Here is a 24,690-nt window from a genome sequence, read left to right as displayed (position 1 = left end):
TCATCCTTTTGCATTATTTTTTGATCTGAACATATCAAATTCACCTTTAAATACGTGTTCAGTATTCACATAGCAGTTTACTTCAACAGCTGTACGTCCTGTATCATGGTCTATATGAACAACCTTTGCTTTCGCAACAACCCGCTCGCCTTCTTTAACGGCTCTGGTAAATTGAATGTTTGCTTTAGCAGTTAAGGCAAGTTCGTCATCAATTACAGCAACTGCAAGGGAATTGGCTTGAGCAAACAGATGGTGGCCCCGCGCTATGTTATTCCTTTGAAAAACATGTTCCCGTTTTACATCAAATAAAGAAATAGCTGTATTATCCAATTCGATATCGATAATCTCACCAATCACTTCTTCGATTGGCAAAGAGCGGACTTCGTCATCAAAGCGATTTTCTGCCACGTTCTTAATTCGCTCCCTTAATTCAGGGATCGACAATTCAAGCCTGTCCAAGCGGATGGTCTGGACACTAACCGAAAATTTCTCTGCCAGCTCCTCATCCGTGATAAAGGGGTTTTCTTTTATTGTATCAGCCAATAATAGCTGTCTTTCTTTTTTGTTTCTCCTCATATCATCACACCGTTCGAGATATTAAGACTAGGTACTAATAGTAGTATATAATTGATCGCTGCTTATTGCAAGAAAAAATAAGCTTTTTACCCTTTTTGATCGTGAGGTCAGTCTAATTTTTCCCCTTCCAGTACACCGCTATTTTTCAGATACTGTCTTAGGTCTGCAAATTCTTCATCCTGCCAGAAAGGTTCTGACTGAATTAATTCAGCAGCATCATTTCTTGCTGTTTCCAGCGCGCGATAATCATGAACCATATCAGCAACCTTGAACTCGGGCAAACCGCTTTGTTTTCTCCCAAAGAAGTCACCAGGTCCGCGCAGTTCCAAATCCTTTTCGCTTAGAACAAAGCCATCATTCGTTTCGGTCATAATTTTCATCCGCTCTTTGCCAACCTCCGATTTAGGATCAGCAAGCAAAATACAATAAGATTGCTGGTCTCCTCTTCCAACTCGTCCGCGGAGCTGATGGAGCTGTGAGAGGCCAAATCTTTCGGCATCATAAATCACCATCATGGTCGCATTTGGAACATTAACACCAACCTCTACAACGGTAGTAGAAACAAGAATTTGCACTTCATTCCGGCTAAATGCCTGCATTACGGCATCCTTCTCATCAGAGTGGAGTCTGCCATGCATTAAACCTGTATGGTATCTGCCTTGAAAATACTGCATCATAGTAGCATGCACATCGATGGCATTTTGAACATCAAGCTTGTCTGATTCTTCTATGAGCGGGCAGATTACATAGACCTGCCTATTCTTTGACAGCTCTTTCTCCATAAAACGCAGGACACGGTCAAGCATGTCTGGTTTAGCCCAGTATGTTTCTATTGCCTTTCTTCCAGCAGGCATTTCATCAATAATCGAAACATCCATTTCTCCGAAAGCAGTAATGGCAAGGGTACGCGGAATCGGGGTTGCTGTCATAAATAGGACATCAGGGCTTTCCCCTTTTTCTCTCAGCACCCGGCGCTGATTCACTCCGAATCGGTGCTGTTCATCAGTAATAACAAGTCCAAGCTTCTTAAACACCACTTCCTCTTGGATGAGCGCGTGGGTGCCAATTAAAATATCAATTTCGCCATTTTTTAACTCTTCCAGGATTTCTCTGCGCCTTTTTCCTTTAATTGAGCTTGTAAGCAATTCACATTTTAGACCTAATGGCGATAGCATTTCTTGTAGTGATGACGCATGCTGATCGGCAAGTATCTCAGTTGGAACCATTAACGCTCCTTGAAAACCAGCTGTTTTACTTGCAAACAATGCAATTGAAGCCACAGCTGTTTTACCTGAACCAACATCTCCCTGCAGGAGACGATTCATCCGGAATGGTGACTTCATATCAGTTAATATTTCATTCACTACCCTTTTCTGGGCATTTGTCAGTGAAAAAGGCATGGAATCTATATAAAGATTGAGCTGGTCTAAATCATATGATTGAGCAACACCCTTTGAATTCTCTCGCTCCATTTTTCGCAGCGCCTGCATTTTTAACTGAAAATAGAAAAACTCCTCATAAACAAACCGTCTGCGCGCCTGTTTTAAGTCGTTGCTTCCAGAAGGAAAATGCATGATCTGCATGGCTGTTTTACGATCCAGAAGCTTATAAGAAAATAAATAACGCTCTGGCAGCAGTTCAGATATATATTCACCGTATTGGGAGAATGCAAGGTTTATAAATCTCCTCAGCCCTTTAACAGTAACCTTCCCTTTTACACCATACACAGGTTCAAATTCTTTTTCACTCGCATATGGACCTGCATGCAGTTCATTAACTGTAATCATTTGGCGATGCTGATCCCACTTTCCAGTCAGTGTGACGGTGCTGTTTAAAGTGATTTTATTTTTTAAATATGGCTGGTTAAAGATGACTGCCTGCACTAGTACTCTGCCAATGAGCACTCTAAGCGTCAATCTTGAACGTTTTTTGCCATAGTACATTAAACTCGGTTCACTATGAACAATTCCTTCAACAGTGATTCGCTCTTCATGCTTTATGCTCTCTAAATCTTTCAACCTGTAGTCTTCATATCTGTATGGAAAATATTCCAGCAAATCAGATACAGTCTGAATGTTCATGTCAGCGAGTGCTTCTGCAGTCTCACCGCCAATCCCTTTTACGACTGTAACTGGCTGTTTTAACATGTCATTTACCATTTCGCAAGCGGGCACTTTTATGCAGATGTTCCCTGCCGTGCAGCCGCTAAACCTCCCCGACCTTTTATCATATATTACTTATCTTTCATTCATTTCTTTTATAAAGCATACCATACATACAAACAACCGTTCCATTTTTTAGATGAAGTTCACTTATGAGACACATACCTCTATTTGGAGGCAAATCTTTTTTCTATGCACAAAAGAAAACTTGCTCTTTTACAAGTCAGTGAATCGAAGACAAAGACTAAGCTTCAAGATAAAATAAAGTAATATGAGGTTCAGCCTCCCATATTCGGATGCTTATTTAGGAATATGAAGGCATAAAAAAACGGCAGCCTAGTCAGCTGCCATTTTTGATTTTATTCAATTGCAAAAATGAAGGCATATAACGGCTGTTTCCCATCATGGACTTCAATTTCAACTTCACCATATTGTTCTTCTACAAAACTTACAAGACGGTCAACATCTTCTTGAGATGCATCTTCACCTTTAAGAACTGTAAGAATTTCAGAATCCTCATCAATCATTTTAGCAAGAAGGTCTGTTGCAGCTTGGACTTTGTCTTTGCTTTTAACAACAATTTTCCCTTCTTCAATGCCCATAAAGTCATCTTTGGCAATTTCAAGGCCATCAATGCTTGTATCACGGACAGCAAATGTAATTTGGCCTGTCTTAACATGCTGTAAAGCATCTTTCATGCTTTGCTCATTTTCCGAAATCTCTGCACCCGGATTAAAAGCAAGTAAAGCAGACATACCTTGAGGTACTGTTTTAGAAGGCACAACGATTGCTTCAACTTCTGAAACTTGAGCTGCTTGTTCAGCTGCCATGACAATATTTTTATTATTTGGCAGAATGATGACTTTTTTAGCATTGACATCTTTAATTGCCTTTACGATGTCCTCTGTGCTAGGATTCATCGTTTGCCCGCCTTCAATTACTGCATGAGCACCAAGGCTTTTGAACAGATCAGCAATTCCGCTTCCCATTGAAACGGTCACAATGCCATATTCTTTTTGTTCTTCCGGTTTTTTCGCTGCAGGAGCAGGTGCCGGTTCATCGAATAAGAGATTTGTATGCTGCTGGCGCATATTTTCGATTTTCATGTTGATTAAGCTTCCATAGCGCTGGCCGTAAGTGAGACAGTCGCCTGGCTGTTCAGAGTGAATATGAACCTTTACTAATTCATCATCTGCAATGACCAGCAGCGAATCGCCATATTTACTTAAATCCTGGCGGAACTTCTCTTCTTTAAAAGGCTGCTTAGAAAGCTTTTCATCTTCGAATTTCACCATAAACTCAGTGCAATATCCATATACGATATCCTCTGTGTTCATGTGGCTTTGTACACTCTTATGATGCTCAGCGCTAACAAGCTCATCCATTTTCGGCAGGCTTTGTGGGGCTTCAGGCAGGTCTTCACCCTTTAGCTCAGCTAAAAAGCCTTCGTATACAAATACAAGACCTTGACCGCCGCTGTCAACAACACCTACTTCTTTTAGAACAGGCAGTAAGTCTGGAGTGCGATTTAATGAAGCCTTTGCTTCTTTTACAATCGCTTCCATAATGACAATGAGATCGTCCTCTGTTTCAGCAACAGCAACTGCTTTTTTCCCGGCATCCTTTGCCACGGTTAAGATGGTACCTTCAACTGGTTTCATAACCGCTTTATACGCAGTGGCTACACCGATATCAAATGCTGCAGCAAATTCTTTTCCGTTAATTGTTTCTTTTTGTTCGATTGCTTTTGAAAAACCACGGAATAATTGAGATAGAATAACACCTGAATTTCCACGCGCACCCATCAATAATCCCTTTGATAGTGCAGTTCCTACCTTGCCAATGTGGGAATTCACATTATTTTTAACTTCCTTTGCACCAGAAGTCATCGACAAATTCATATTTGTTCCAGTATCTCCATCCGGAACAGGGAAAACATTTAATGCATCCACCAATTTTGCATTTGCAGATAGGTGGTTCGCACCTTGCAGAATCATTCGCGCAAATTGTTTTCCATCTAAAACTTTAGTTGACACAAATCTTTCCTCCTCACTACGGGTTAGTTACACGAACTCCCTGAACGAAAATATTTACTGAGTCTGTACTAAGGCCGACCGTCTTGTCCAATGTATACTTAACCTTTGATTGAACATTGTGAGCAACCTCGGAAATTTTCGTTCCATAACTTACTATAATATACATATCAATATGTACTTCATCATTTTCCTGGCGAACGACGACTCCGCGTGTAAAATTTTCTTTGCGCAAAATATCGGTTAAACCATCTTTTATTTGATTTTTGGATGCCATCCCTACGATTCCATAACAATCCACAGCAGCTCCTCCTGCGATTGTAGCGATTACATCATTTGAGATATCAATTTGCCCAAAATTCGTTTTTAATTCGATGGACATAATTCGTTCCCCCTTTTGGAAATTGCTTTTCGAAAAGTGAAAGTTACAAGAGACAGATTTTCCGCTATTACGCTCTTCACACTATTCATACAGAACATTGTACTATATGAACACCATTATTAAAAGTTATACTTTCCACTTCTTATTATAGCTTGTCTAATATAATTGTATGTCAAGGAATTTTTCTTGAAAGCTATGAGTTCAGCTATTGCAAGGATTGTAAATGTATGATAAATTATTAAAGTATCTTTTAATGGCCGGAAACAGATTGCTGTTTTCTCATTAATACAGATGGATCTAACAAATTGCAAATAAAGCATGAAGGATCTTTCAGCTTTGGTTAGTAAGGAGGGAAATTACATGCCACGCAAATGTGTTGTAACTGGTAAAAAGACAACTTCGGGCAATGCTCGCTCACATGCTATGAACGCTAACAAGCGTACTTGGGGCGCAAACCTTCAAAAGGTTCGCATTCTTGTAGACGGTAAGCCTAAACGTGTTTGGGTTTCTGCAAGAGCACTTAAATCAGGTAAAGTAGAACGCGTATAATAGGAAAGCTTAAGGCGGACAGCTTCACGGCTGGTCATCTGGCTTGATTAATATGCGAAAGGACATCTTTATAGATGTCCTTTTTTCATTTTTAACGGAGCTCCGTCTTTTATTGGAATTTACTAATTTGCTTTTACTTCCATACCTGTACGGACACTCGTATTCCTTACTGTGAACAGAAGCCGATGTTAATCGGCTCCATTCACCCTTTCTTTTGTTTCTGCCAGTCTAAAGCATGCTTACATAGATTTTAGGATCGAAAAAATAAAGCACCCTGCAAAGGTGCTATAAGAAGTAAGAGTGCTCTTGCTATGATTATCCTTTTTTAAACGTTCCCAGCATGGCGCGGACAATCCCGCCCAAAAATTTTGGCAGTTTAATTGTATAAAATCTCATTCTTTATGTCCCTCCTCACAAGTCATGCCTTGCCCATCATTGCTTTTTTTGCTGTTGCCGCTTGCTGCCTCATGTTAAAAACAGATCATGATATTTATAAATCATTGCTCCTTATCACCATTAATATGCCTTGTTTATAAGAAAAAGTACCAGAATCATCAACAAGTTCATTACTAATACATAGTGTCGAACTGATCGGAATATGACAGTCAGTTAATGGATATTTAAATCCTTTGAGAGTTAATCCTTCGACTTCACCAGAGATCGGTATAAAAGAGATATATTGATAATCACTGTCAGTTTGAATAGAATAGGTTCCTGGTTTCGTCATAAATATTTTATTCTGAATATCTATGATTTCAACTGATATTTCTTCATTATTATTTAAAGGCTTAATTAATAGCTGTACATTCGCAAAAAAATGGTCCATTCTTCCGCCAGTTGCACCAAATAAACGAATTTTTTTAGGATTTTCTGAAAGCGCCCAGTTAAGTGCATGCTCCATATCTGTTTCATCTTTTTCGGGCTGAAAGCGATGAATGCTCTCTACATTTAATTCTATTAATGCCCATTCCTCTTCTGTAACAGAGTCAAAATCACCGAAAGCGCGATAAGGCTGGATATTCTGCGAAAGCAACGTAAAAACACCCTTATCAACACCAATCCATAGATCCTCTTCTGTTTTGTAGTTTTCAAACGATGGCAGCCGTTCAAGCGGACCTCCTGCAAGAATATTAATATTCATTTTATCCTCCTTAGTGACTTATTTGTTAAAGTAATTTTTATTGCTTCTAAATAGGTATTCCCTGTAGAACATGCTCGTCAACTCATTTAACGCAAGGAATTCTTCCTTTGGTAAAACAAAACGTTTGATCTATATGACCGTTTCAGATTAGTCCTGCTTATACACCAGGCGAAATCCTTACCATGCGTGCTCAGTCTTTCACTATGTGAAAAAAGCCAGCCTATTATGGCTGACTTTAGAGGTAATACCCTATACACGCAAGGCTTCAATCGCTTTTGCCCGATCCTTTTCATTGAAAACAGCTGAACCAGCTACAAGAACATTCGCTCCTGCTTCAACACAGAGTTTAGCTGTTTCTTCGTTTACCCCGCCGTCTACTTCAATCTCAAGATCAATGCCAAGCTCATCAGCCCAATTTCTGATAGCCTTTATTTTTGGCAGTACAGAAGGAATAAACTTCTGACCGCCAAATCCTGGATTAACGGTCATCAATAAGACCATATCCACATCTTCAAGAATTGGCTTAATCATCTCAGCCGGTGTAGCAGGATTTAATACCACTCCTGCTTTTACTCCATAAGATTTAATAAGCTGAATGGTGCGGTGTAAATGGGTACACGCTTCTACATGGACTGTAATATAGTTTGCTCCAGCTCGAGCAAAGGCTTCAATATATTGATCTGGCTTTTCAATCATAAGATGAACATCCAGCGGAAGATCGGTAATCGGACGGATCGCTTCCACCACAAGCGGCCCGATTGTAATATTCGGAACATAGTGCCCATCCATAACATCTACATGTATATAGTCGGCTCCTCCTGCTTCAACATCCTTGATCTCTTCACCCAGTCGCGCAAAATCTGCAGATAAAATGGATGGCGCTATTTTCACCATAACTAATACCTCGGCTTTCTATCCTTTATTTCTTCTAAAAAACTTGTATAATGCTCATATCGGTATTGGGGCAATTCGCCTGATTCTGCTGCCGCTTTAACAGCACATTTCGGCTCCTTAATATGAAGACAGCCGCGAAACTTACATTCTTCACTTAGCAATTCAATATCAGGAAAACAGTAGTTTAAATCTTCTGCTTCAATCTCCATAAATTCCAGTGAACTGAAACCGGGAGTATCTGCCACATGTCCCTCCCCCACAGAAATAAGCTCAACATGTCTTGTTGTATGCTTTCCGCGTCCAAGATGGGTTGAGATATCGTCTGTTTTCAGTTCGAGATCTGGTCTTAATGCATTGAGCAATGATGATTTCCCTACACCTGATTGTCCCGCAAATACGGAGATCTCACCTTCCAGCAAAGGAAGCAATTCCTTTATGCCTTCTTCTGTTTCAGATGATGTCAGCATAACTTCGTAGCCTGCATTTCGATAATCCTCTGCATAAGAGTGGATTAATTCTTTTTGCTCGGCTGTTGTTAAGTCCATTTTCGTAATGCATATAACGGGTCTAATATGATTGTATTCAACTAGAACAAGGAAGCGATCAAGCAGGGCTGTGCTGAAATCGGGCTCAACCGCTGAAAACACAAGAATAGCTTGGTCAACATTGGCTATCGGAGGTCTTACTAATTCATTTTTCCGCTCTTTTACTTCTAAAATATAACCTTCTTGAATATTTTCTGCCTGATAGACAACTTCATCGCCGACAAGAGGGGTAATTTTATTTTTTCGAAAAACACCCCTGCCTCTGCATTGAATAACATTTCCCTCGTTCAGTACATAATAAAATCCGCTCAGCGCCTTAATAATTTTACCTTCAGGCATAGCAGCACTCCTTACTCTTATTATTCAGGATATGGTACCGTTTTTTCCAGCAATACACTATTGTCACGGATAATTTTATAACCTGCATTTGTTCCATGGGCAATATTAAGCTGAATACTTATTCTTTTATTTTCAGTGATGGTAAACACATCGGCTGCTTCTGTCATGTTTCGATCTGCATCTTCAATGTATAGCTGGATTTCCTGCTCAGCTCCTTCTTCTAATGGCTCATAAGGAATATCTACTTCCTCAATCACCTCTTGAAGAGGAAGTTCTTCTACACCTTTAGATAAGACCACATTCACAGTACTTCCTTTAGACATTTCAGTACCAGCCGCTGGCTCTTGTGAGATCACAAGCCCTGCCGGAACACTTTCATGGTACTCTTCTCTTGCTACACTAACCTTTAAGCCTGTCGATTCAGCATATTCATCAAGACCTTTGTTATTATAACCGCTTAAATCTTTTAATGGTATTGGCTTTGGACCAATACTGACGGTAAATTCCAGTTCAGTATCTCCCGGAACAACGAGGTCACCTTCTGAGAAATTTTGGTCTATAATGGTGCCAGCTTCTTCATCGCTGTTCACTTCATTTTTTACAATATCCTGGAATTGCTCATCCCGCAGCTTCCGCTCAACCTCTGAGAATGACTGGCCGACATAATCTTCTAATTCATATTGTTCTTTTCCAATGCTTTCATAAATATCAATCTCTTTTCCTTCCTTTGCAATGCTGCCTGCTTTTGGATCCGTTTTAATGACAAGGCCTGCTTCAACTTCTTCATCGTTTACCGTAATTGTTTCACCAATGGTAAAACCTGCAGCAACGAGCTGATCAATCGCATCATCAATATTTTCCTCCGAAACGTCAGGCACTTCGATATCTTTAGGAGAAAGCAGATCCGGCAAGACAAATACGGCTAACAGACCAAGAACAATTAAACTAAAGAAAATTGATATTAAAATGACTGGCCACTTGCTCTTCTTTTTCTTTTTCTTTTTTTCCTTTTTGGGTTGACTTCCTGCTGTATCAGCCTGAGTTTGCTTTACAGCTGTTTCCCTCCCGTGGATAAGCGTTTCCTCTGTCGGCGGATACATTTTATCAGATGATATAACAGGTATCGCTTTTGTTGCATCATCATCTTGAGCAATATGAAACTTAGGCTCGTTGGCACGTTCCGGATTTAAAGCTGTAGCGAGATCCTCTTCCATTTCTTCGACAGAATGATAGCGGTGGAAAGGATCTTTTGCTGTTGACTTCAAGACAATATTTTCCACAGTTTGCGGGATATCCGGATTCCACCTGCGCAAAGATGGTGTTTCTGATTGCAAATGCTTTAAAGCGATTGAAACAGCAGATTCACCAGAAAACGGAAGTCTGCCAGTCAGCAATTCAAACATAACTATTCCGAGCGAGTAAATATCTGATTTATGATTCGCCATCCCGCCGCGGGCTTGCTCTGGAGATAAATAATGAACAGAGCCAAGAACTGAGTTGGTTTGCGTAATACTAGTAGCACTTAACGCCATGGCGATTCCAAAATCCGTGATTTTTATATCACCATTGTTGTCTATGAGAATATTGTGCGGCTTTATATCACGGTGGATAATATGATTTTGATGTGCATGTGAAATGGCACTTGTCAGCTGTTTCATAATTTCTAAGGCATCATCAATGCGAACAGGACTTGCTTTTTGTATGTATTGCTTTAATGTTTGTCCTTTTACATACTCCATCACAATATAATAGATATTATCTTCTTCCCCAACATCATAAATGCTTACAATATTAGGATGTGCCAGGCTTGTAGCAGACTGCGCCTCACGATGAAAGCGCCTGATAAACTCTTCGTCATCAACAAAATCAAGACGAAGCATTTTCACGGCTACATCACGGTCAAGGATCATGTCATGAGCAAGATAAACATTTGCCATGCCGCCTCCGCCAATCATATCCAAGACTTTATAGCGGCCGCTGATTCTTTTTCCAATCATCACAATCCATCACCCTCTTCCAGATACATCATCAAATTCAATGATGACTAGAGTGATATTATCTTCGCCGCCATATTGATTTGCAAGATCAATTAGCTTTTCTGCCTGTTCCTCAAATGAGACATCCTGCAGTAGTATTTCTTTCATTTCTGCTTCAGATACTTTATTTGATAAACCATCCGAACAAAGGAAGAGCTTATCTCCCTCTTCAAACATAATCGTCATCAGATCTATTTTAATGCTTGGTTCTGTTCCAAGTGCTCTCAGAACCACATTTTTCATTGGATGATGCTCGGCATCTTCTTTCGAAATCTCACCCTGACGAACGAGTTCATTGACCAGCGAATGATCATCAGTCAGCTGCTGAAATCCGGTTTCATTTAAAATATATCCCCGGCTGTCGCCAACATTTAGAACGGTTGCAAAACGGTCTGTACAAATTGCAGCTACAACGGTTGTTCCCATGCCTTCACATTCCGCTTCTGCCTGGGCATGTTCAAACAGGATAGTATTTACTTCATCAATGGTTGATTTCAGCCACTGTTCTGCTTGTTCAGCGGTCTGGATAGCAGGAGATTCCTTAAAGCGGTCACCAATATTCTCAGTGGCCATAAGGCTTGCGACATCGCCTGCGCGGTGACCGCCCATGCCATCTGCTACGATGGCCAGGCGCTGTCCGCTGGCATTTTCATAAATGCCTCCATTATCTTCGTTATGCTGCCTTACCTTACCTCGATCTGTCTTAAATACAGCCTTCATACGATATCACCTCGTCTCTTCAGTTCTCTCCTTCGCACGAAGTTGTCCACATGCTGCATCAATATCATGTCCTTGCTCACGGCGAATGGTCACATTCACTCCATGTTGCTTTAACGTCTTTTCAAATTCGAAGATTTTCTCTCTAGGAGTTCTTACATAGTCTCTTTCAGGCACATAGTTAACTGGAATTAAATTCACATGACACTTTACACCTTTAATTAACTGAGCCAGTTCTTCGGCATGCTCTACGCCATCATTCACGCCGCCAAATAATCCATACTCAAAGCTGACACGGCGACCAGTCTTTTGGATATAATAGCGAATTGCTTCCATAAGATCCGGCAGTTTATAGGCTCTATTAATCGGCATTAAACGGCTTCTTATTTCTGTATTTGGAGCATGAAGAGAAATAGCAAAGTTGATTTGCATGTTTTCATCAGCAAATTTATAGATTTTTGGTATGATTCCGCTTGTTGAAACGGTAATATGACGAGCACCAATGTTTAAGCCTTGATCATGATTGATGATCTTTAAGAAAGACATCATGGAATCATAATTATCAAATGGTTCGCCAATTCCCATAATAACAACAGAACTTACTCTCTCATCCGTCTCATCTAATGCCTGTTGTACTTTTACGACCTGAGCAACGATTTCTCCTGCTTCTAAATTACGTTTTAAACCGCCAAGGGTTGAAGCGCAAAATGTACAGCCGATTCTGCAGCCAACTTGAGTCGTTACACAGATTGAGTTTCCGTACTCATGTCTCATCAGAACGGTTTCAATGGAGTAGCCATCATGGAGTTCAAAAAGAAACTTAATTGTTCCGTCAGATGATTGCTGCTGAATTAGCGTATTCAATGTCGTAATGGTAAACTGTTCAGCCAGATTTTCGCGGAGTGACTTTGATAAATTCGTCATATCCTCGAACGTTGTTACTCTTTTTGTATAAAGCCAATCAAAAATTTGTTCAGCTCTGAATGCTTTTTCGTTATGATCCTTTAACCAATCTCTCAGCTCGTGCAGCTGTAAAGAATAAATGGAAGGTTTTTGTTCTGTTGCTGTTTTGTCTTTTGTTGCTTGTACCATTTATTGCACCTTCTTTCTTAGACTTGCTATATAAAAGCCGTCTGATCCTATATCCTGCGGCAGTATTTGCAGCTCAAAATCAGTTACTAAAGGCTTGATTGCCTCAGGCATTCTGGATTTTAATGCTGCATCCGCTTCAAAATCTTTATGTTTTTGTAAAAATGCTTCAACTGTCTTTATATTTTCTTCCTTGTCAATTGTACAAGTACTATAAACTAGGATACCACCTTTTTTTAATAAAGGGGCAGCAGCGGTTAATAAATTCATTTGGATGTTATGAAGATTAGAAAGGTCTTCTTCTTTTTTTGTGTACTTCATATCAGGCTTTCTTCTCATGACACCTAGCCCTGAACAAGGAGCATCGAGAAGAATCCGATCAAAGCTTTCTGGTTCAAAATGGTCTTGGACTGTTCTGCTATCCATTGCTTTAGCCGTAATGTTCTCAAGTCCAAGCCTGCTTGCATTATCTTTTATAAGTTTTACTTTATGCTCATGAAGGTCTAACGAAACGAGTGTTCCGCTATTTTGCATCCTCTCAGCAATATGAGTGGATTTCCCTCCTGGAGCTGCACATGCATCAAGAATCTCCTCATCCTGACTGGCGCCAAGAGCGTAGGCTGCAAGCATCGAACTCTCATCCTGAATGGTCAGATAGCCTTCTTTAAATGCATTAGAACGGGCCAAATTCCCGCGTTTGCACTTAATGGCAACGGGCAGAAACGGACTTTCTTCTACTTCAAACCCTTCCTCGAGCAGCATGTGAAGCACTTCTTCCCGTGTTGCTTTAACTGTATTCACTCTGGCTGTTTGCAGCGGTGCAGTAAGATTCAGCAAACACATTTCTCTTGTTTTTTCGATGCCCAGCTGTTCAGCCCAGCGTTTGACCAGCCAAACCGGATGGCTTGTTTCAATGGAGATTCGTTCAATTGGATCTGTAATAGAATCAAGTGAAGGAACACCGCTGCGCTGAAAGTTCCTTAGTACTCCATTAACGAGACCGGCAATTCCCTTATGACCACGCTTTTTTGCTAATTCAACTGCTTCATTTAAAGCAGCATGATCAGGAATTTTGTCTAAATAAACAAGCTGATAGACCGTTAAACGAAGAAGCTGAATCACCCAGCTTTCAAGCTTTTTACTGTTTTTAATAAAAGGCTGTAAAAGAAAGTCCAGCGTCATCTGGCGCTGTAATGTTCCATAAGTTATTTCCGTCAGCAGTGCAGCATCCTTTGGACTTAATTCATTTTTGTTAATCGCATTATTGAGCAGAAGATTGCTGTAAGACTGGTTTTTTTCAATTGCTGTTAATAGCTCAAGTGCTGTTTCACGCACATTTTTCTTTGCCGTCTTTTTCATGAATGATCCCCTAATACAAACCCTTTTGCCAGCTTCGTGCCAGCACCTCTTAAATATTCTCCTGCATCCATTTTTTTCTTTCCTGAAGGCTGCAGTTCAACTATTTTAATTGCTGTTTGATTACCTGATGCAATCGTTAACCCTTGATCATCTGTCTCTAAAATGGTGCCTGGATTAAAAGTTTCAGCAATTTTTACTTTCTCAGCTTTCCAAACTTTTAAAACTGCTCCTTCTACGGTTGTGTAAGCAACTGGCCATGGATTTAGACCGCGAATATGATTGTAGATTTCTTCGCCATTTTTCGTCCAATCAATCTTTTCCTGCTCACGCTTAATATTGGAAGCAAAAGTTGCCAAAGCATCGTCTTGAACGATTGGTTTTAATTCACTGTTTATGAGCTTTGGCAATGTTTCGGAAAGAAGTTTGCAGCCAGTCTCACTTAATTTATCGTGAAGAGTTCCAACATTATCGTCTTCTGTAATAACGACTTCTGCTTGTGTTAATATATCGCCTGCATCTAATTTTTCAGCCATATACATGATGGTAATGCCTGTTTTTTCTTTCCCCTGCATGATTGCATAATGAATCGGCGCCCCGCCGCGCAGTTCCGGCAGAAGTGATGCATGAACATTAATACAGCCAAATTTAGGGGCGTCCAGCAATGCTTTAGGCAAGATTTGACCAAATGCTGCCGTTACGACTAAATCAGGCTGTAAATCCAAAATAGGCTGCAATTCTTCAGGATTGCGGATTTTTTCAGGCTGATATACTGGAATCCCTCTTTTTACAGCTTCTGCCTTAACCGGTGGAGGAGTCAGCACTTTTTTCCTGCCAACAGGTCGGTCCGGCTGTGTTACCACTGCAATTACATCATAGCCATCACTTAAAAGCTGCTGCAGAATAGGGACTGAAAAGTCTGGAGTTCCCATAAAAATAATTTTTGTCATTCCTCTTCCATCCCTTCAAGTTCGTGTTCTTCTATATATCTTGAAACCTTGGATGTAAACAGAATGCCATTCAAATGATCAATTTCATGCAAAATCGCTCTTGCTAAAAATCCTTCTGCTTCAAGCTTATAAAATTTACCTGTCCGATCCTGCGCTTTAATCTTTACTGTTTCGGGTCTTGACACTTCTCCATATAACCCAGGAAAACTTAAACAGCCTTCGACATCTGTAACTTCGCCTGCTGTTTCCACGACAACAGGATTGATCATTTCAATGGTACCTGTTTCATCATCAATATCGACAACGGCCACTTGGATATTCAGTCCAATTTGCGGGGCAGCGAGTCCTACTCCATCAAATTCAATCATTGTATCATACATATCGTTTAGAAGTTTAGTTAATTTTTTATCAAATACTTTAACAGGTTCACACTGTTCCTCTAAAATCGGGTCAGGATGCATAACGATTTTTCTAATTGCCAAAATATATTTCCTCCAACTCTATCGTAACGCGTTTCTAACAGCGCTTTGTTCAATTAACGTGCATTACATATTGTATTTTCTCTAGTTTTCACAAATTTCTATAAGTTCATAAGTGTTTCTTTGAAATCAAGGTTATAACATTATTATTTATTAAAATCTTATTAACGAAGAGTTTGAGTAGATTTCCACTCCATGGTACTCGCTTTCCGGCGGGGCGGGTGCTGAGCCTCCTCGTCGCTACGCTCCTGAGGGGTCTCAGCTCCCCACTCGTCCCGCAGGAGTCTCGCACCATTCCGTTCCAATCAAAGAGTAGTCTGCTGATCGTCTTTCTCTTTAGAAACAGTAATCGTTTTATAATTACTACATTAAAATATACGGGTTGACGTCAATGGATATTTGCAGGCCGCCGGTGGCTATTTCTTGCTGATATTGGTCAAGGACTGTTTTTAGCGCGCCATTAAGCTGTGGTTCCCGTTTGTATTTTACCAGACATTGATATCGATATCTATTGTTGATACGGGGAATAGGCGATGCTACCGGTCCAAGAACAACTGCTTCGTCTGATAGCTTTGCTCTCACCCATCCTGTAATTTTTTCTGTCACTGCCACTGCTTTCATCAGCTGTTCATGGCTGACAGTTATTAAGGATATATAATAGAAAGGCGGATATTTATGAATTTTGCGGATCATCATTTCCTTATCATAAAAAAGGTCATAATCCTGTGTACCAGCAAGTTCTACACTATAATGCTCAGGTGTGTACGTTTGGATGATAACCTCCCCTTCCAATTGATGCCTGCCTGCTCGCCCGCTTACTTGCGTTAAGAGCTGAAAGGTTTTTTCCGAGGAACGGAAATCAGGCAAATGGAGCATCGTATCCGCTGAAAGAACGCCTACAAGCGTGATGTTCGGAAAATCAAGGCCTTTGGCAATCATCTGTGTGCCAAGCAAAATATCTGCTTGTCCCTCCTGGAATTGGTTCAGCAGTTTTTCATGTGCCCCTTTTCTGCTTGTTGTATCCACATCCATTCGGATGACTCTTGCTTCAGGCAGAACCTTCACTAGCTCCTCTTCCACCTTTTGTGTACCTGTGCCAAAATATCGGATATGTTCACTTTGGCATTCTGGACAAACTGATGGAACATGGTCCTCATGTCCGCAATAATGGCATTTCATTTGTCTGCTGTATTGATGATATGTTAGTGAGATATCACAATTTGGGCAGTTGATGACATAACCGCAGTCTCTGCACATAACAAAGGAAGAGTGACCTCTTTTGTTTAAAAATAGAACAGTCTGTTCTTTCTTTTCAATACGTTCTTTTAATTGATCGAGCAGCACCCTGGAAAACATCGAACGGTTCCCTTCGCGCAGCTCCTCTCTCATATCAATAATCGTAACAGCCGGCAGAGCTTGGTTGTTCATCCTTTTTGGAAGCTTGAGCAGCTTATATACATCTTTTTGCGCTCGTGCAAATGTTTCAAGAGCAGGTGTTGCACTGCCGAGCACGACTGGACAGCGATACGTTTTCGCCCTTTCAATCGCCACATCCCGTGCATGGTACCTTGGGTTTTCCTCCTGCTTATAGCTAGTTTCATGTTCTTCATCAATAATGATTATGCCTAGATTTTCAAAAGGAGCAAAAATAGCTGAACGTGCTCCAACCGCAACACTGACTTCTTTGCGCTGAATCTTCCGCCATTCATCATATTTTTCTCCAGCAGAAAGCCCGCTGTGCAAAACAGCTACTTTATCGCCGAATCTGCCTTTAAATCTAGTAACCATTTGCGGTGTTAATGAGATTTCAGGGACCAGCACAATCGCTTCTCTGCCCTGTTCGAGCACACGCTGAATCGATTGTAAATATACTTCCGTTTTCCCGCTTCCCGTTACACCATATAGAAGAAACACCTCATGTTCATGCTGTTCAACAGAATTCCAAATTGGAATAATCGCGTTATGCTGCTCCTCTGTTAAAGAAAGGGGAACCGTACTGGAAAACTGGCGCTCGGCAAAAGGGTCCCTGTACACTTCTAAATATGTTTCAGACAACATTTCCTTTTTCACAAGGCCTTTGATCACAGCCGAAGACACTTCTAATATGTCTTCGACTTCCTTTTGAAATACAGGTCCTTCCTGTTTCAGAAAATAGGATAATACTTCTTTTTGTTTTGCTGCATTTGCTGGCAGCGATTTTTTCCAATTTTCCAGCTGGGCACGATCTGGACAATAGATGGCCTTTAATTTCTTCTTTTTCACACGTTCTTTTACTTCATATATAAGTTCAATACTGCTCTCTGATACCGCTCTTTGCAGTGTACGTATAGATACATGGGCTATTGCTTCTTCCCAAGTGATACTATCACTATCTGAAAAAAGCAACTTTATAGAAGGATCAAGTTCTTCAATAGCATCAATCCGCTTTAGTTTTTTTTCATATTTTGCTTTTAAAGCAGCTGGAAGCATCGCTTGATATGCTGAAATCTTATAACTGAGAGTATGATTTGATAGCCAGTCTCCAAGGGAAAGTAATTCCTTATTTAAGATCGGATTAAGGTCCATCGGCTCGATCAGTTCTTTTAAAGACTTAAAGTCTGATTCTGCCTTAATACCTACAACAAAGCCTTGTATTTTTCTGGGCCCGAATGGGACGATCACCCGCATTCCAGGCTTAATGATTTCTATAAGGTGTTCTGGAATCAGATAATCAAAAGGCTTGTCCGTTTGTTTGGCTGGAACATCTACAATGACACTTGCAACATTCATTCCTCATTTGCTCCCAGCAGAAGGCAAGCTTCCTCTAGAATTTTTATTGCAACTGTCTTTTTGTCGAGGAGCGGCAGTTCAATTACACTTCCGTCCTTTTTATAGAGAGTGACAATATTCGTATCTGTTCCAAATCCTGCACCTTCTGTTTTCACATTATTTGCAACGATCATATCAGCATTCTTCTTTTTCAGCTTTTTGGAGGCGTATTCCTCAAGATGATCTGTTTCAGCAGCAAATCCTATTAAGAGCTGATCTTGCTTTTTTTGTCCCAGTTCATACAAAATATCTTTAGTTCGTTCAAGCTGCAGAACTTCTTCTCCGGGTTGTTTTTTTATCTTTTGATCAGAAGCATGTTTAGGTCTGTAATCGGCCACCGCAGCGGTTTTGACCACGATTTGCGCATGATCATATTCCTTTAGGACTGCTTGATACATTTCTTCTGCACTCTCTACTTTAACAACCTTAACACCAGCCGGAGGCTGAATGGAAACGGGTCCTGATATAAGGGTCACATTCCCTCCAAGCTTTTTAGCAGCTTCTGCAATAGCATAGCCCATTTTTCCTGACGAATGATTGGTCAGATAGCGGACCGGATCAATTTTCTCCCGGGTTGGCCCTGCCGTAACTACAATATTTTTACCGGACAGGGGTTTTTTTTGACTAGAAAAATATGAATTCATATGTTCTACAATTTTCTCAGGCTCTTCCAGTCTGCCTTTTCCAATATAACCGCAAGCAAGATAGCCTTCACTTGGTTCAATAAAGGAATAGCCAAAGTCAGCTAATGTTTGGATGTTTTTTTGAACTGCCGGATGAGCGTACATATGAACATTCATGGCAGGCGCTATCCAGATCGGCGCTGTTGCCGCCAGCAATGTAGTCGAAATCATATTATCAGCAATGCCGTTTGCCAGTTTTCCAATAATGTTTGCTGTGGCAGGGGCGATTAAAATAAGGTCTGCCCAATCTGCAAGATCAATATGTGCAATCACTTTTGAATCTTTTTCATCAAATGTATCGTAATAGACATCATTTCGCGACAATGCTTGGAACGTGAGCGGTGCAACAAATTTTTGGGCTGAGTCGCTTATGATCACTTTTACGTCTGCTCCCGCTTGTGTAAGCTTGCTAGTGAGTGCTGCAGCTTTATAAACAGCAATCCCGCCAGTCACACAGAGCAGAATCTTTTTTCCATTAAGCATATTCGTTCCCCCCATTTAAACAGTTCGCCATTCTTTCTTCTATTATCATCGAACAGTGGATTTATTTCATCAATTTCATGATTTTCGCAGTAAAAGAGAAGAAATATGCTGCTGAGTCATTTGATATAGAGCGTTTATCTTTCTTTTCGCTCGCACCAACTCGCTTTTATCTGCATTTTTTAAAAAAGCCAATAAAAATAACAACCTTGTTTAGAGGTTGTTATTTCGAGGTTTTCTTTGCTGTACGGTTAGACTGACACAAGACGCAGCCTGCATGTTCAACATTATTTTATAACAGCAAGACAGGTTTTACAATCAATCCGTACTGTCTTCTTTAAGGCGGTAAAGAAGCTCATCTGCATTAATTTCTTCCAGCGCTTTTCCTACATTCTTATGAGAAATGTAGTTGCTGAGCTGGTACTCTGGATTTATCTGAAGCTGGCGAGCGCGTTTCGCTGCTACAGATACTAAGGAATATTTAGAATCAATTTTTGTCATTAAAGAATCAATAGATGGATCAAGCATGTTTATTCTACCTCCAGCATTTTAATATATCTTGGCTCTACTCGTTCTCTGCGGCAATGTTCTGCCACAACAATTGCTTTAATTCTTTCACAAGCAAGGTCAATTTGATCATTTTCAACCACATAATCGTACAAATTCATCATTTCGATTTCTTCTTTTGCAGCATTCATGCGATTGTTGATCACATCAATGGTTTCTGTTCCTCTTGTCACAATTCTATTTTTTAATTCTGACAAGCTTGGAGGAACGAGAAAGATGAATAATCCGTCTGGGAATTTTTCACGCACTTGGCGTGCACCCTGTACTTCAATTTCAAGGAAAACATCCTTGCCCTGATTGATCGTTTCTCTCACATAATCTACAGGGGTGCCATAATAATTGCCGACAAACTCAGCATATTCCAGAAGCTTGTCATCTTTAATCAGCTGTTCAAAATCTTCTTTTGATTTAAAAAAATAATCCACGCCATCCACTTCGCCTTCGCGCGGGTTTCTGGTTGTCATGGAAATGGAGTATTCAAAAGCTGTGTCAGGCTGGGAAAAAATTTCTTTCCTGACTGTTCCTTTGCCGACACCTGATGGACCGGATAGGACAATTAGCAATCCTTTTTCATTTTTCATCCTGTTCTATCCTTCCTCTACAATTTCATCGCGATCATATAATCTAGCCGCAACAGTTTCTGGCTGTACAGCCGATAGAATAACATGGTCACTGTCCATCACAATGACAGCTCTTGTTCTTCTCCCGTATGTCGCATCTATTAAAGATCCCCGGTCACGAGCATCTTGAATGATTCTTTTAATAGGGGCCGATTCAGGGCTGACGATGGATATAATCCTATTGGCAGAAACAATGTTTCCAAATCCAATGTTAATTAATTTGATTGACATAGTGTCCTCCAATCATCAGTTATTTATTTTTGCCGTTTACGGCCGTTCATAAACAACTTCTATTCAATATTTTGAACTTGTTCCTTCATTTTTTCCAGCAGGCTCTTCATTTCTACCACTTCGGAAGCAATGTGGGCATCATTTGCTTTTGCGCCGATCGTATTGGCTTCACGATTCATTTCCTGAAGCAGGAAATCTAGCTTTCTGCCTATAGAACCTTCTGTTTCTAAGGTTTGCCTGAATTGATGAATATGACTTTGCAATCTTGTTAATTCCTCATTTATATCGGATTTATCTGCAAATATAGCGGCCTCAGCTGCAATTCTCGACTCATCCAATTCGCCTGACAAATATTCTTGCATTTTCTTTTTTAAGCGTTCCTCATACTTTAATACAACAGATGGTGCATATTCTTTTAATTGTGATACACAACTTTGCAGAAGTGAAAGCAAGTTAAGAAAATCCTTTTTCAGTTCTTCTCCTTCTGCCATTCTCATAGCAACAAGCTGCTGGCATGCTTCCTCAACAGCTTCAATAAACAGGGGCTCGAATTCATCTGTGGATACTTCGCTTTCTTCTATGTACAAAAACTCTTCTCGCATTAAATCTTGTACTGTAAGGCCTGGAAGCTCGTATTTTTCACTGATTTTCTTCATGTTTTCATAATACTGATGCAGCAGCGGCCAATCAATCACCATATCCTTAGCGGAATCGCCTTCTTTTGTCACTGCTGAAAATATTTCTATTCTACCACGTTTAATCGATTTTGAAAGCCGTTTTTTTACTTTTTCCTCAAAGTGTACATATTGCTTTGGCAAACGCATCATATATTCTGCAAATCGATGATTGACCGTTTTGATCTCGATCGTAATTGTAAAAAGATCATGTTCCTTTTTACTGCGGCCGAAACCAGTCATACTTCTGACCATTTATATACACTTCCTTTATAAAACAACATTCTAAATATGTATGTATATCTGCCAATGTGCCGGCGGTAATCTCGTTAAAATAAAAAAGAAGGTAATAGAGCACATCTCTACTACCTTAAGGATTATATCATACTTTATTTCTTTTTACTTAGCAAAAATGAAAAGGCAAGCAAAAATGTTGGAACCGCTGATAAACCTAAGATCATTAGCCAATCCTTCGCCTCAATTGCAACCGTATGGAAAATTGGCTGCAGCGGCGGATAATAAATAACGGCAAGCATGAGCAGAACTGAAGAAATAACGGCCCAAACTAAGTATTTATTGCCAAACGGATTACGCGACAGCACGGACTTTTCACTTCGGCAATCAAACACATGAATCAGTTGTGCCATCACCAATGTTGCAAATGCAACAGTTTGCGCATAGGCAAGATGGTCAGGATGCGCTTCATAAGCAAAAATAAAAGCGAGCAGCGTAACAATCCCTATCAGAAACCCTCTTGAGACAACCTTCCAGCCAAGTCCTCTTGAAAAGACACCTTCTTTTGGATTGCGCGGTTTCCGCTTCATCACATCATCCTCAGGCTTATCAAGTCCCAGGGCCATTGCCGGTAATCCATCTGTTACAAGATTAACCCAAAGTATCTGAATTGGAACGAGCGGCAGCGGGAGGGCAAGCAGCATCGCAAAAAGCATTACTAAGATTTCTCCTACATTCGATGCCAGCAAATAGCGAATAAATTTGCGGATGTTTTCGTAAATATTCCGTCCTTCATTGATTGCTGACTTGATTGTTGCAAAGTTATCGTCTAGCAGTACAAGTGAGGATGCTTCTTTAGCAACATCTGTTCCTGTAATTCCCATCGCAATGCCAATATCTGCAGCCTTAATCGCTGGTGCATCATTGATGCCATCTCCAGTCATCGCAACAATATGACCGCGATTTTGCAGCGCTTTAACAATTTTTAATTTGTGTTCAGGCGAAACACGAGCAAAAACTGTAACATCTTCAACCACATCTTCAAGCTCTTCTACTGACATATCTGCCAGTGATTTACCTTCCATAACCTTTGAAGATCCTGTTAAAATACCAAGCTGCTTCGCAATTGCAGTAGCCGTAATCACATGATCTCCAGTAATCATCACGGTCTTAATGCCTGCTTCCCTACATTCCTTAACAGCTTGTTTCACTTCAGGACGAGGCGGATCAATCATCCCCTGCAAACCGATAAAGGTTAAATTCTTCTCTGCTTCACTTTCTTCTAAAATAACTGTGTTTGCAGGTACCTCTTTAAATGCAATCGCAATCGTTCTTAGTGCATTCGAAGCGAGCTGTTCAATGGCATGATGAATGTTTCCTGCCATTTCCTTAGACAGCAGCTGACGTCTGCCGTCCCATAAAATTGAATCACTGACACCTGCTAATACATCTGGCGCCCCTTTAGTTACGATAAATTGGCGGCCATTTTGATCTTTAACAACGATACTCATCATCTTTCTTGTTGAATCAAATGGAAATTCGTTAATAATACTGAATTGGTTTAAAAGACTGCCGCGGTTATATCCTGCTTTCATAGCAGCAACTAATAATGCACCTTCAGTTGGATCACCATCAACAATATATTCCTTTTCCTTCTGCTTTACTTCCGCGTGATTACACAGCATGCCAAACATCAGCATTTGCTGCAGAGTTTTATCATCTTTTGGATCAATCCTTGATTCATTGCGGTAAAACTGGCCTTGCGGCTCATAGCCGACTCCGTCTACTTTCCACTGCTTACCGCCGGACCAAATATCCGTTACCGTCATTTTGTTCTGTGTCATCGTTCCTGTTTTATCAGAACAAATAACAGAAGCACAGCCAAGTGTCTCAACCGCAGGAAGCTTCCGAACAATCGCCTTTTTCTTTATCATCCGCTGAACACCTAAGGACAGAGCGACCGTTACAATGGCTGGCAGCCCTTCAGGAATGGCTGCTACCGCCAAGCTGACTCCCGCTAAGAACATCGTATATAATTCCTGACCCTGAATCACCCCTACTGCCACCACTAAAACGGTTAACAGCAGCGCTGCCACAATTAGAATTTTTCCAAGCTGCTCCAGTTTTCTCTGCAATGGAGTAATCATGGTTTCAGCACTTTGCAGAAGGTCTGCAATTTGCCCCATAGCCGTTTTCATTCCTGTTCCGACTACTAGTCCTAATCCGCTGCCGCGTGTGATCATCGTGCCCATGAAGGCCATATTTTCCATATCACCGATGCCAATGTTGGCTGCTTTGATACTGCCAACTGATTTAGAAACAGGCAGTGACTCTCCTGTTAAAGCAGATTCTTCAATTTCTAAGCTGTTAGATTCAATGATCCTCAAGTCAGCACCAACACGGTCACCTGAGGTAAACTTCAGTAAATCACCGGGCACCACTTCTTTTGAAGGAATCTTAACCCATTCTCCGTCTCTTAAAGCCATTACCTGCGGTGCTGATAACTCTTTCAATGCATCCAGCGATTTTTCTGCTCTGCGCTCCTGGTAAAATCCTAAAAATCCATTCACGATGACTATGGCAATGATGGCAATCGCATCAATATATTCACCGAGCAATCCGGAAATAAGGGTTGCTGCCAGCAGGACAATAACCATAAAATCTTTAAACTGACTAAAAAATAAGAGCAAAGCGGATTGCTTTTCTCCTTCTTCTAATTCATTATATCCGTATTGTTTGAGTCGTTTCCTTGCATCATCTTCAGTTAAGCCTTCCTTCATACTGCTGCTTAGAGCCTGCTCAACCTCTCGCTCATTCATTTCATGGAACTTCATCCGGACATCACACTTCCCCCTTATCTAATCACCAGCATAAATTGTACAAACCAAAGCTCTCATCAAAGCATATTCATTCTTGTCCAAAAAAATGCTATGATTATTAGAAAAGCGGAAGCGGGTTGCCCAGCCCCGACAAGCATAAGGCAAGATGGCTAGAAGGTTGTTCTTTAACCTTCTGGACAGATTGACTTAGACCCAAGAGGGGCTACCCGCTGGAGCTGGACATGTAGAAAAGCGGAAGGCGCTTCTCTAGGAATAACTAATAATTTATACATATGAATAGAAATTTACAGTAGAGGATGTTTTGC

Annotated in this window: 22 protein-coding genes; 1 reads left to right on the top strand and 21 read right to left on the bottom strand. The window is 40.6% G+C overall.

Going from position 1 to position 24,690, the window contains the following annotated elements; genetic code table 11:
* The 4 genes from fapR to F7732_RS02035 all read right to left on the bottom strand — a co-directional run bounded on the left by fapR (window position 1) and on the right by F7732_RS02035 (window position 5,153).
* Complete coding sequence (gene fapR, locus F7732_RS02050) at window positions 1–576, bottom strand: transcription factor FapR (RefSeq protein WP_066446722.1); 576 nt, start codon at window positions 574–576, stop codon at window positions 1–3.
* Window positions 577–683: 107 nt separating this feature from the next.
* Entirely contained in the window at window positions 684–2,735 is a 2,052-nt protein-coding gene (gene recG / locus F7732_RS02045; RefSeq protein ID WP_151572029.1) for an ATP-dependent DNA helicase RecG, read from the bottom strand.
* A 362-nt stretch (window positions 2,736–3,097) separates the two neighbouring features.
* The gene (locus F7732_RS02040) at window positions 3,098–4,774 is read right to left on the bottom strand and encodes a DAK2 domain-containing protein (protein WP_151572028.1); all 1,677 of its coding nucleotides are present in this window, start codon (window positions 4,772–4,774) and stop codon (window positions 3,098–3,100) included.
* Window positions 4,775–4,790: 16 nt separating this feature from the next.
* Window positions 4,791–5,153, bottom strand: coding sequence for an Asp23/Gls24 family envelope stress response protein (locus F7732_RS02035; protein ID WP_066446730.1), 363 nt, complete (start codon window positions 5,151–5,153; stop codon window positions 4,791–4,793).
* A 360-nt stretch (window positions 5,154–5,513) separates the two neighbouring features.
* Here F7732_RS02035 and rpmB point away from each other — a divergent pair, with 360 nt between their 5' ends.
* Window positions 5,514–5,702, top strand: a complete 189-nt coding sequence (rpmB, locus tag F7732_RS02030) for a 50S ribosomal protein L28 (protein ID WP_019381740.1) — start codon at window positions 5,514–5,516, stop codon at window positions 5,700–5,702.
* Window positions 5,703–6,017: 315 nt separating this feature from the next.
* Here rpmB and spoVM read toward each other — a convergent pair whose 3' ends face one another.
* The 17 genes from spoVM to F7732_RS01945 all read right to left on the bottom strand — a co-directional run bounded on the left by spoVM (window position 6,018) and on the right by F7732_RS01945 (window position 24,379).
* On the bottom strand, window positions 6,018–6,098 hold the full coding sequence (gene spoVM, locus F7732_RS02025; RefSeq protein ID WP_019381739.1) for a stage V sporulation protein SpoVM: 81 nt from the start codon (window positions 6,096–6,098) through the stop codon (window positions 6,018–6,020).
* Window positions 6,099–6,192: 94 nt separating this feature from the next.
* Window positions 6,193–6,843: a thiamine diphosphokinase gene (locus F7732_RS02020; protein ID WP_151572027.1), complete on the bottom strand. Its 651-nt coding sequence runs from the start codon at window positions 6,841–6,843 to the stop codon at window positions 6,193–6,195.
* 249 nt (window positions 6,844–7,092) lie between these two features.
* Window positions 7,093–7,737, bottom strand: coding sequence for a ribulose-phosphate 3-epimerase (gene rpe / locus F7732_RS02015; protein ID WP_151572026.1), 645 nt, complete (start codon window positions 7,735–7,737; stop codon window positions 7,093–7,095).
* 2 nt (window positions 7,738–7,739) lie between these two features.
* Entirely contained in the window at window positions 7,740–8,621 is an 882-nt protein-coding gene (gene rsgA, locus F7732_RS02010) for a ribosome small subunit-dependent GTPase A (protein ID WP_151572025.1), read from the bottom strand.
* Window positions 8,622–8,641: 20 nt separating this feature from the next.
* The gene (pknB, locus tag F7732_RS02005; RefSeq protein WP_275670912.1) at window positions 8,642–10,618 is read right to left on the bottom strand and encodes a Stk1 family PASTA domain-containing Ser/Thr kinase; all 1,977 of its coding nucleotides are present in this window, start codon (window positions 10,616–10,618) and stop codon (window positions 8,642–8,644) included.
* A 9-nt stretch (window positions 10,619–10,627) separates the two neighbouring features.
* Window positions 10,628–11,377, bottom strand: coding sequence for a Stp1/IreP family PP2C-type Ser/Thr phosphatase (locus F7732_RS02000; protein WP_151572023.1), 750 nt, complete (start codon window positions 11,375–11,377; stop codon window positions 10,628–10,630).
* A 6-nt stretch (window positions 11,378–11,383) separates the two neighbouring features.
* Window positions 11,384–12,466, bottom strand: a complete 1,083-nt coding sequence (rlmN, locus tag F7732_RS01995; RefSeq protein ID WP_066446746.1) for a dual-specificity RNA methyltransferase RlmN — start codon at window positions 12,464–12,466, stop codon at window positions 11,384–11,386.
* Window positions 12,467–13,822, bottom strand: a complete 1,356-nt coding sequence (rsmB, locus tag F7732_RS01990) for a 16S rRNA (cytosine(967)-C(5))-methyltransferase RsmB (RefSeq protein WP_151572022.1) — start codon at window positions 13,820–13,822, stop codon at window positions 12,467–12,469.
* Entirely contained in the window at window positions 13,819–14,769 is a 951-nt protein-coding gene (fmt, locus tag F7732_RS01985) for a methionyl-tRNA formyltransferase (protein WP_151572021.1), read from the bottom strand. The genes rsmB and fmt overlap by 4 nt, the downstream gene beginning before the upstream one ends.
* A complete protein-coding gene (def, locus tag F7732_RS01980) occupies window positions 14,766–15,251 on the bottom strand; it encodes a peptide deformylase (RefSeq protein WP_151572020.1) in 486 nt (161 codons plus the stop codon). Before def ends, fmt begins: the two co-directional genes overlap by 4 nt.
* 360 nt (window positions 15,252–15,611) lie before the next feature.
* Window positions 15,612–18,017 (bottom strand): primosomal protein N', encoded by a 2,406-nt coding sequence (gene priA, locus F7732_RS01975; protein WP_151572019.1) that lies wholly within the window; start codon window positions 18,015–18,017, stop codon window positions 15,612–15,614.
* Complete coding sequence (gene coaBC, locus F7732_RS01970; RefSeq protein WP_151572018.1) at window positions 18,014–19,222, bottom strand: bifunctional phosphopantothenoylcysteine decarboxylase/phosphopantothenate--cysteine ligase CoaBC; 1,209 nt, start codon at window positions 19,220–19,222, stop codon at window positions 18,014–18,016. Before coaBC ends, priA begins: the two co-directional genes overlap by 4 nt.
* Window positions 19,223–19,537: 315 nt before the next feature.
* Complete coding sequence (rpoZ, locus tag F7732_RS01965; RefSeq protein ID WP_066446762.1) at window positions 19,538–19,747, bottom strand: DNA-directed RNA polymerase subunit omega; 210 nt, start codon at window positions 19,745–19,747, stop codon at window positions 19,538–19,540.
* Between the two features lie 2 nt (window positions 19,748–19,749).
* Window positions 19,750–20,367, bottom strand: a complete 618-nt coding sequence (gene gmk / locus F7732_RS01960) for a guanylate kinase (protein ID WP_066446765.1) — start codon at window positions 20,365–20,367, stop codon at window positions 19,750–19,752.
* Between the two features lie 6 nt (window positions 20,368–20,373).
* Complete coding sequence (gene remA, locus F7732_RS01955) at window positions 20,374–20,637, bottom strand: extracellular matrix/biofilm regulator RemA (RefSeq protein WP_066446766.1); 264 nt, start codon at window positions 20,635–20,637, stop codon at window positions 20,374–20,376.
* A 59-nt stretch (window positions 20,638–20,696) separates the two neighbouring features.
* Window positions 20,697–21,566, bottom strand: coding sequence for a YicC/YloC family endoribonuclease (locus F7732_RS01950; protein ID WP_151572017.1), 870 nt, complete (start codon window positions 21,564–21,566; stop codon window positions 20,697–20,699).
* A 134-nt stretch (window positions 21,567–21,700) separates the two neighbouring features.
* Window positions 21,701–24,379, bottom strand: a complete 2,679-nt coding sequence (locus tag F7732_RS01945) for a calcium-translocating P-type ATPase, SERCA-type (protein WP_151572016.1) — start codon at window positions 24,377–24,379, stop codon at window positions 21,701–21,703.
* Between the last annotated feature and the right edge of the window lie 311 nt (window positions 24,380–24,690).

It is taken from the genome of Bacillus mesophilum (assembly GCF_008923265.1).
In the GTDB taxonomy this organism is placed as follows: domain Bacteria; phylum Bacillota; class Bacilli; order Bacillales; family Cytobacillaceae; genus Cytobacillus; species Cytobacillus mesophilum.
The sequence above is the reverse complement of the archived record's forward strand: the minus strand, read 5'-3'. Positions and strand labels throughout refer to the sequence as shown.

Coding starts and splice junctions, on each gene's coding strand:
- fmt (WP_151572021.1), bottom strand. CDS start 14,769: ATGACAAAAATTATTTTTATGGGAACTCCAGACTTTTCAGTCCCTATT.
- coaBC (WP_151572018.1), bottom strand. CDS start 19,222: ATGCTTAATGGAAAAAAGATTCTGCTCTGTGTGACTGGCGGGATTGCT.
- recG (WP_151572029.1), bottom strand. CDS start 2,735: ATGGTAAATGACATGTTAAAACAGCCAGTTACAGTCGTAAAAGGGATT.
- F7732_RS02000 (WP_151572023.1), bottom strand. CDS start 11,377: ATGAAGGCTGTATTTAAGACAGATCGAGGTAAGGTAAGGCAGCATAAC.
- rsmB (WP_151572022.1), bottom strand. CDS start 13,822: ATGAAAAAGACGGCAAAGAAAAATGTGCGTGAAACAGCACTTGAGCTA.
- pknB (WP_275670912.1), bottom strand. CDS start 10,618: ATGATTGGAAAAAGAATCAGCGGCCGCTATAAAGTCTTGGATATGATT.
- remA (WP_066446766.1), bottom strand. CDS start 20,637: ATGTCAATCAAATTAATTAACATTGGATTTGGAAACATTGTTTCTGCC.
- F7732_RS02035 (WP_066446730.1), bottom strand. CDS start 5,153: ATGTCCATCGAATTAAAAACGAATTTTGGGCAAATTGATATCTCAAAT.
- rpoZ (WP_066446762.1), bottom strand. CDS start 19,747: ATGCTTGATCCATCTATTGATTCTTTAATGACAAAAATTGATTCTAAA.
- fapR (WP_066446722.1), bottom strand. CDS start 576: ATGAGGAGAAACAAAAAAGAAAGACAGCTATTATTGGCTGATACAATA.
- rpmB (WP_019381740.1), top strand. CDS start 5,514: ATGCCACGCAAATGTGTTGTAACTGGTAAAAAGACAACTTCGGGCAAT.
- rlmN (WP_066446746.1), bottom strand. CDS start 12,466: ATGGTACAAGCAACAAAAGACAAAACAGCAACAGAACAAAAACCTTCC.
- spoVM (WP_019381739.1), bottom strand. CDS start 6,098: ATGAGATTTTATACAATTAAACTGCCAAAATTTTTGGGCGGGATTGTC.
- rpe (WP_151572026.1), bottom strand. CDS start 7,737: ATGGTGAAAATAGCGCCATCCATTTTATCTGCAGATTTTGCGCGACTG.
- F7732_RS01950 (WP_151572017.1), bottom strand. CDS start 21,566: ATGGTCAGAAGTATGACTGGTTTCGGCCGCAGTAAAAAGGAACATGAT.
- F7732_RS01945 (WP_151572016.1), bottom strand. CDS start 24,379: ATGAAGTTCCATGAAATGAATGAGCGAGAGGTTGAGCAGGCTCTAAGC.
- rsgA (WP_151572025.1), bottom strand. CDS start 8,621: ATGCCTGAAGGTAAAATTATTAAGGCGCTGAGCGGATTTTATTATGTA.
- F7732_RS02020 (WP_151572027.1), bottom strand. CDS start 6,843: ATGAATATTAATATTCTTGCAGGAGGTCCGCTTGAACGGCTGCCATCG.
- gmk (WP_066446765.1), bottom strand. CDS start 20,367: ATGAAAAATGAAAAAGGATTGCTAATTGTCCTATCCGGTCCATCAGGT.
- priA (WP_151572019.1), bottom strand. CDS start 18,017: ATGAATGTTGCAAGTGTCATTGTAGATGTTCCAGCCAAACAAACGGAC.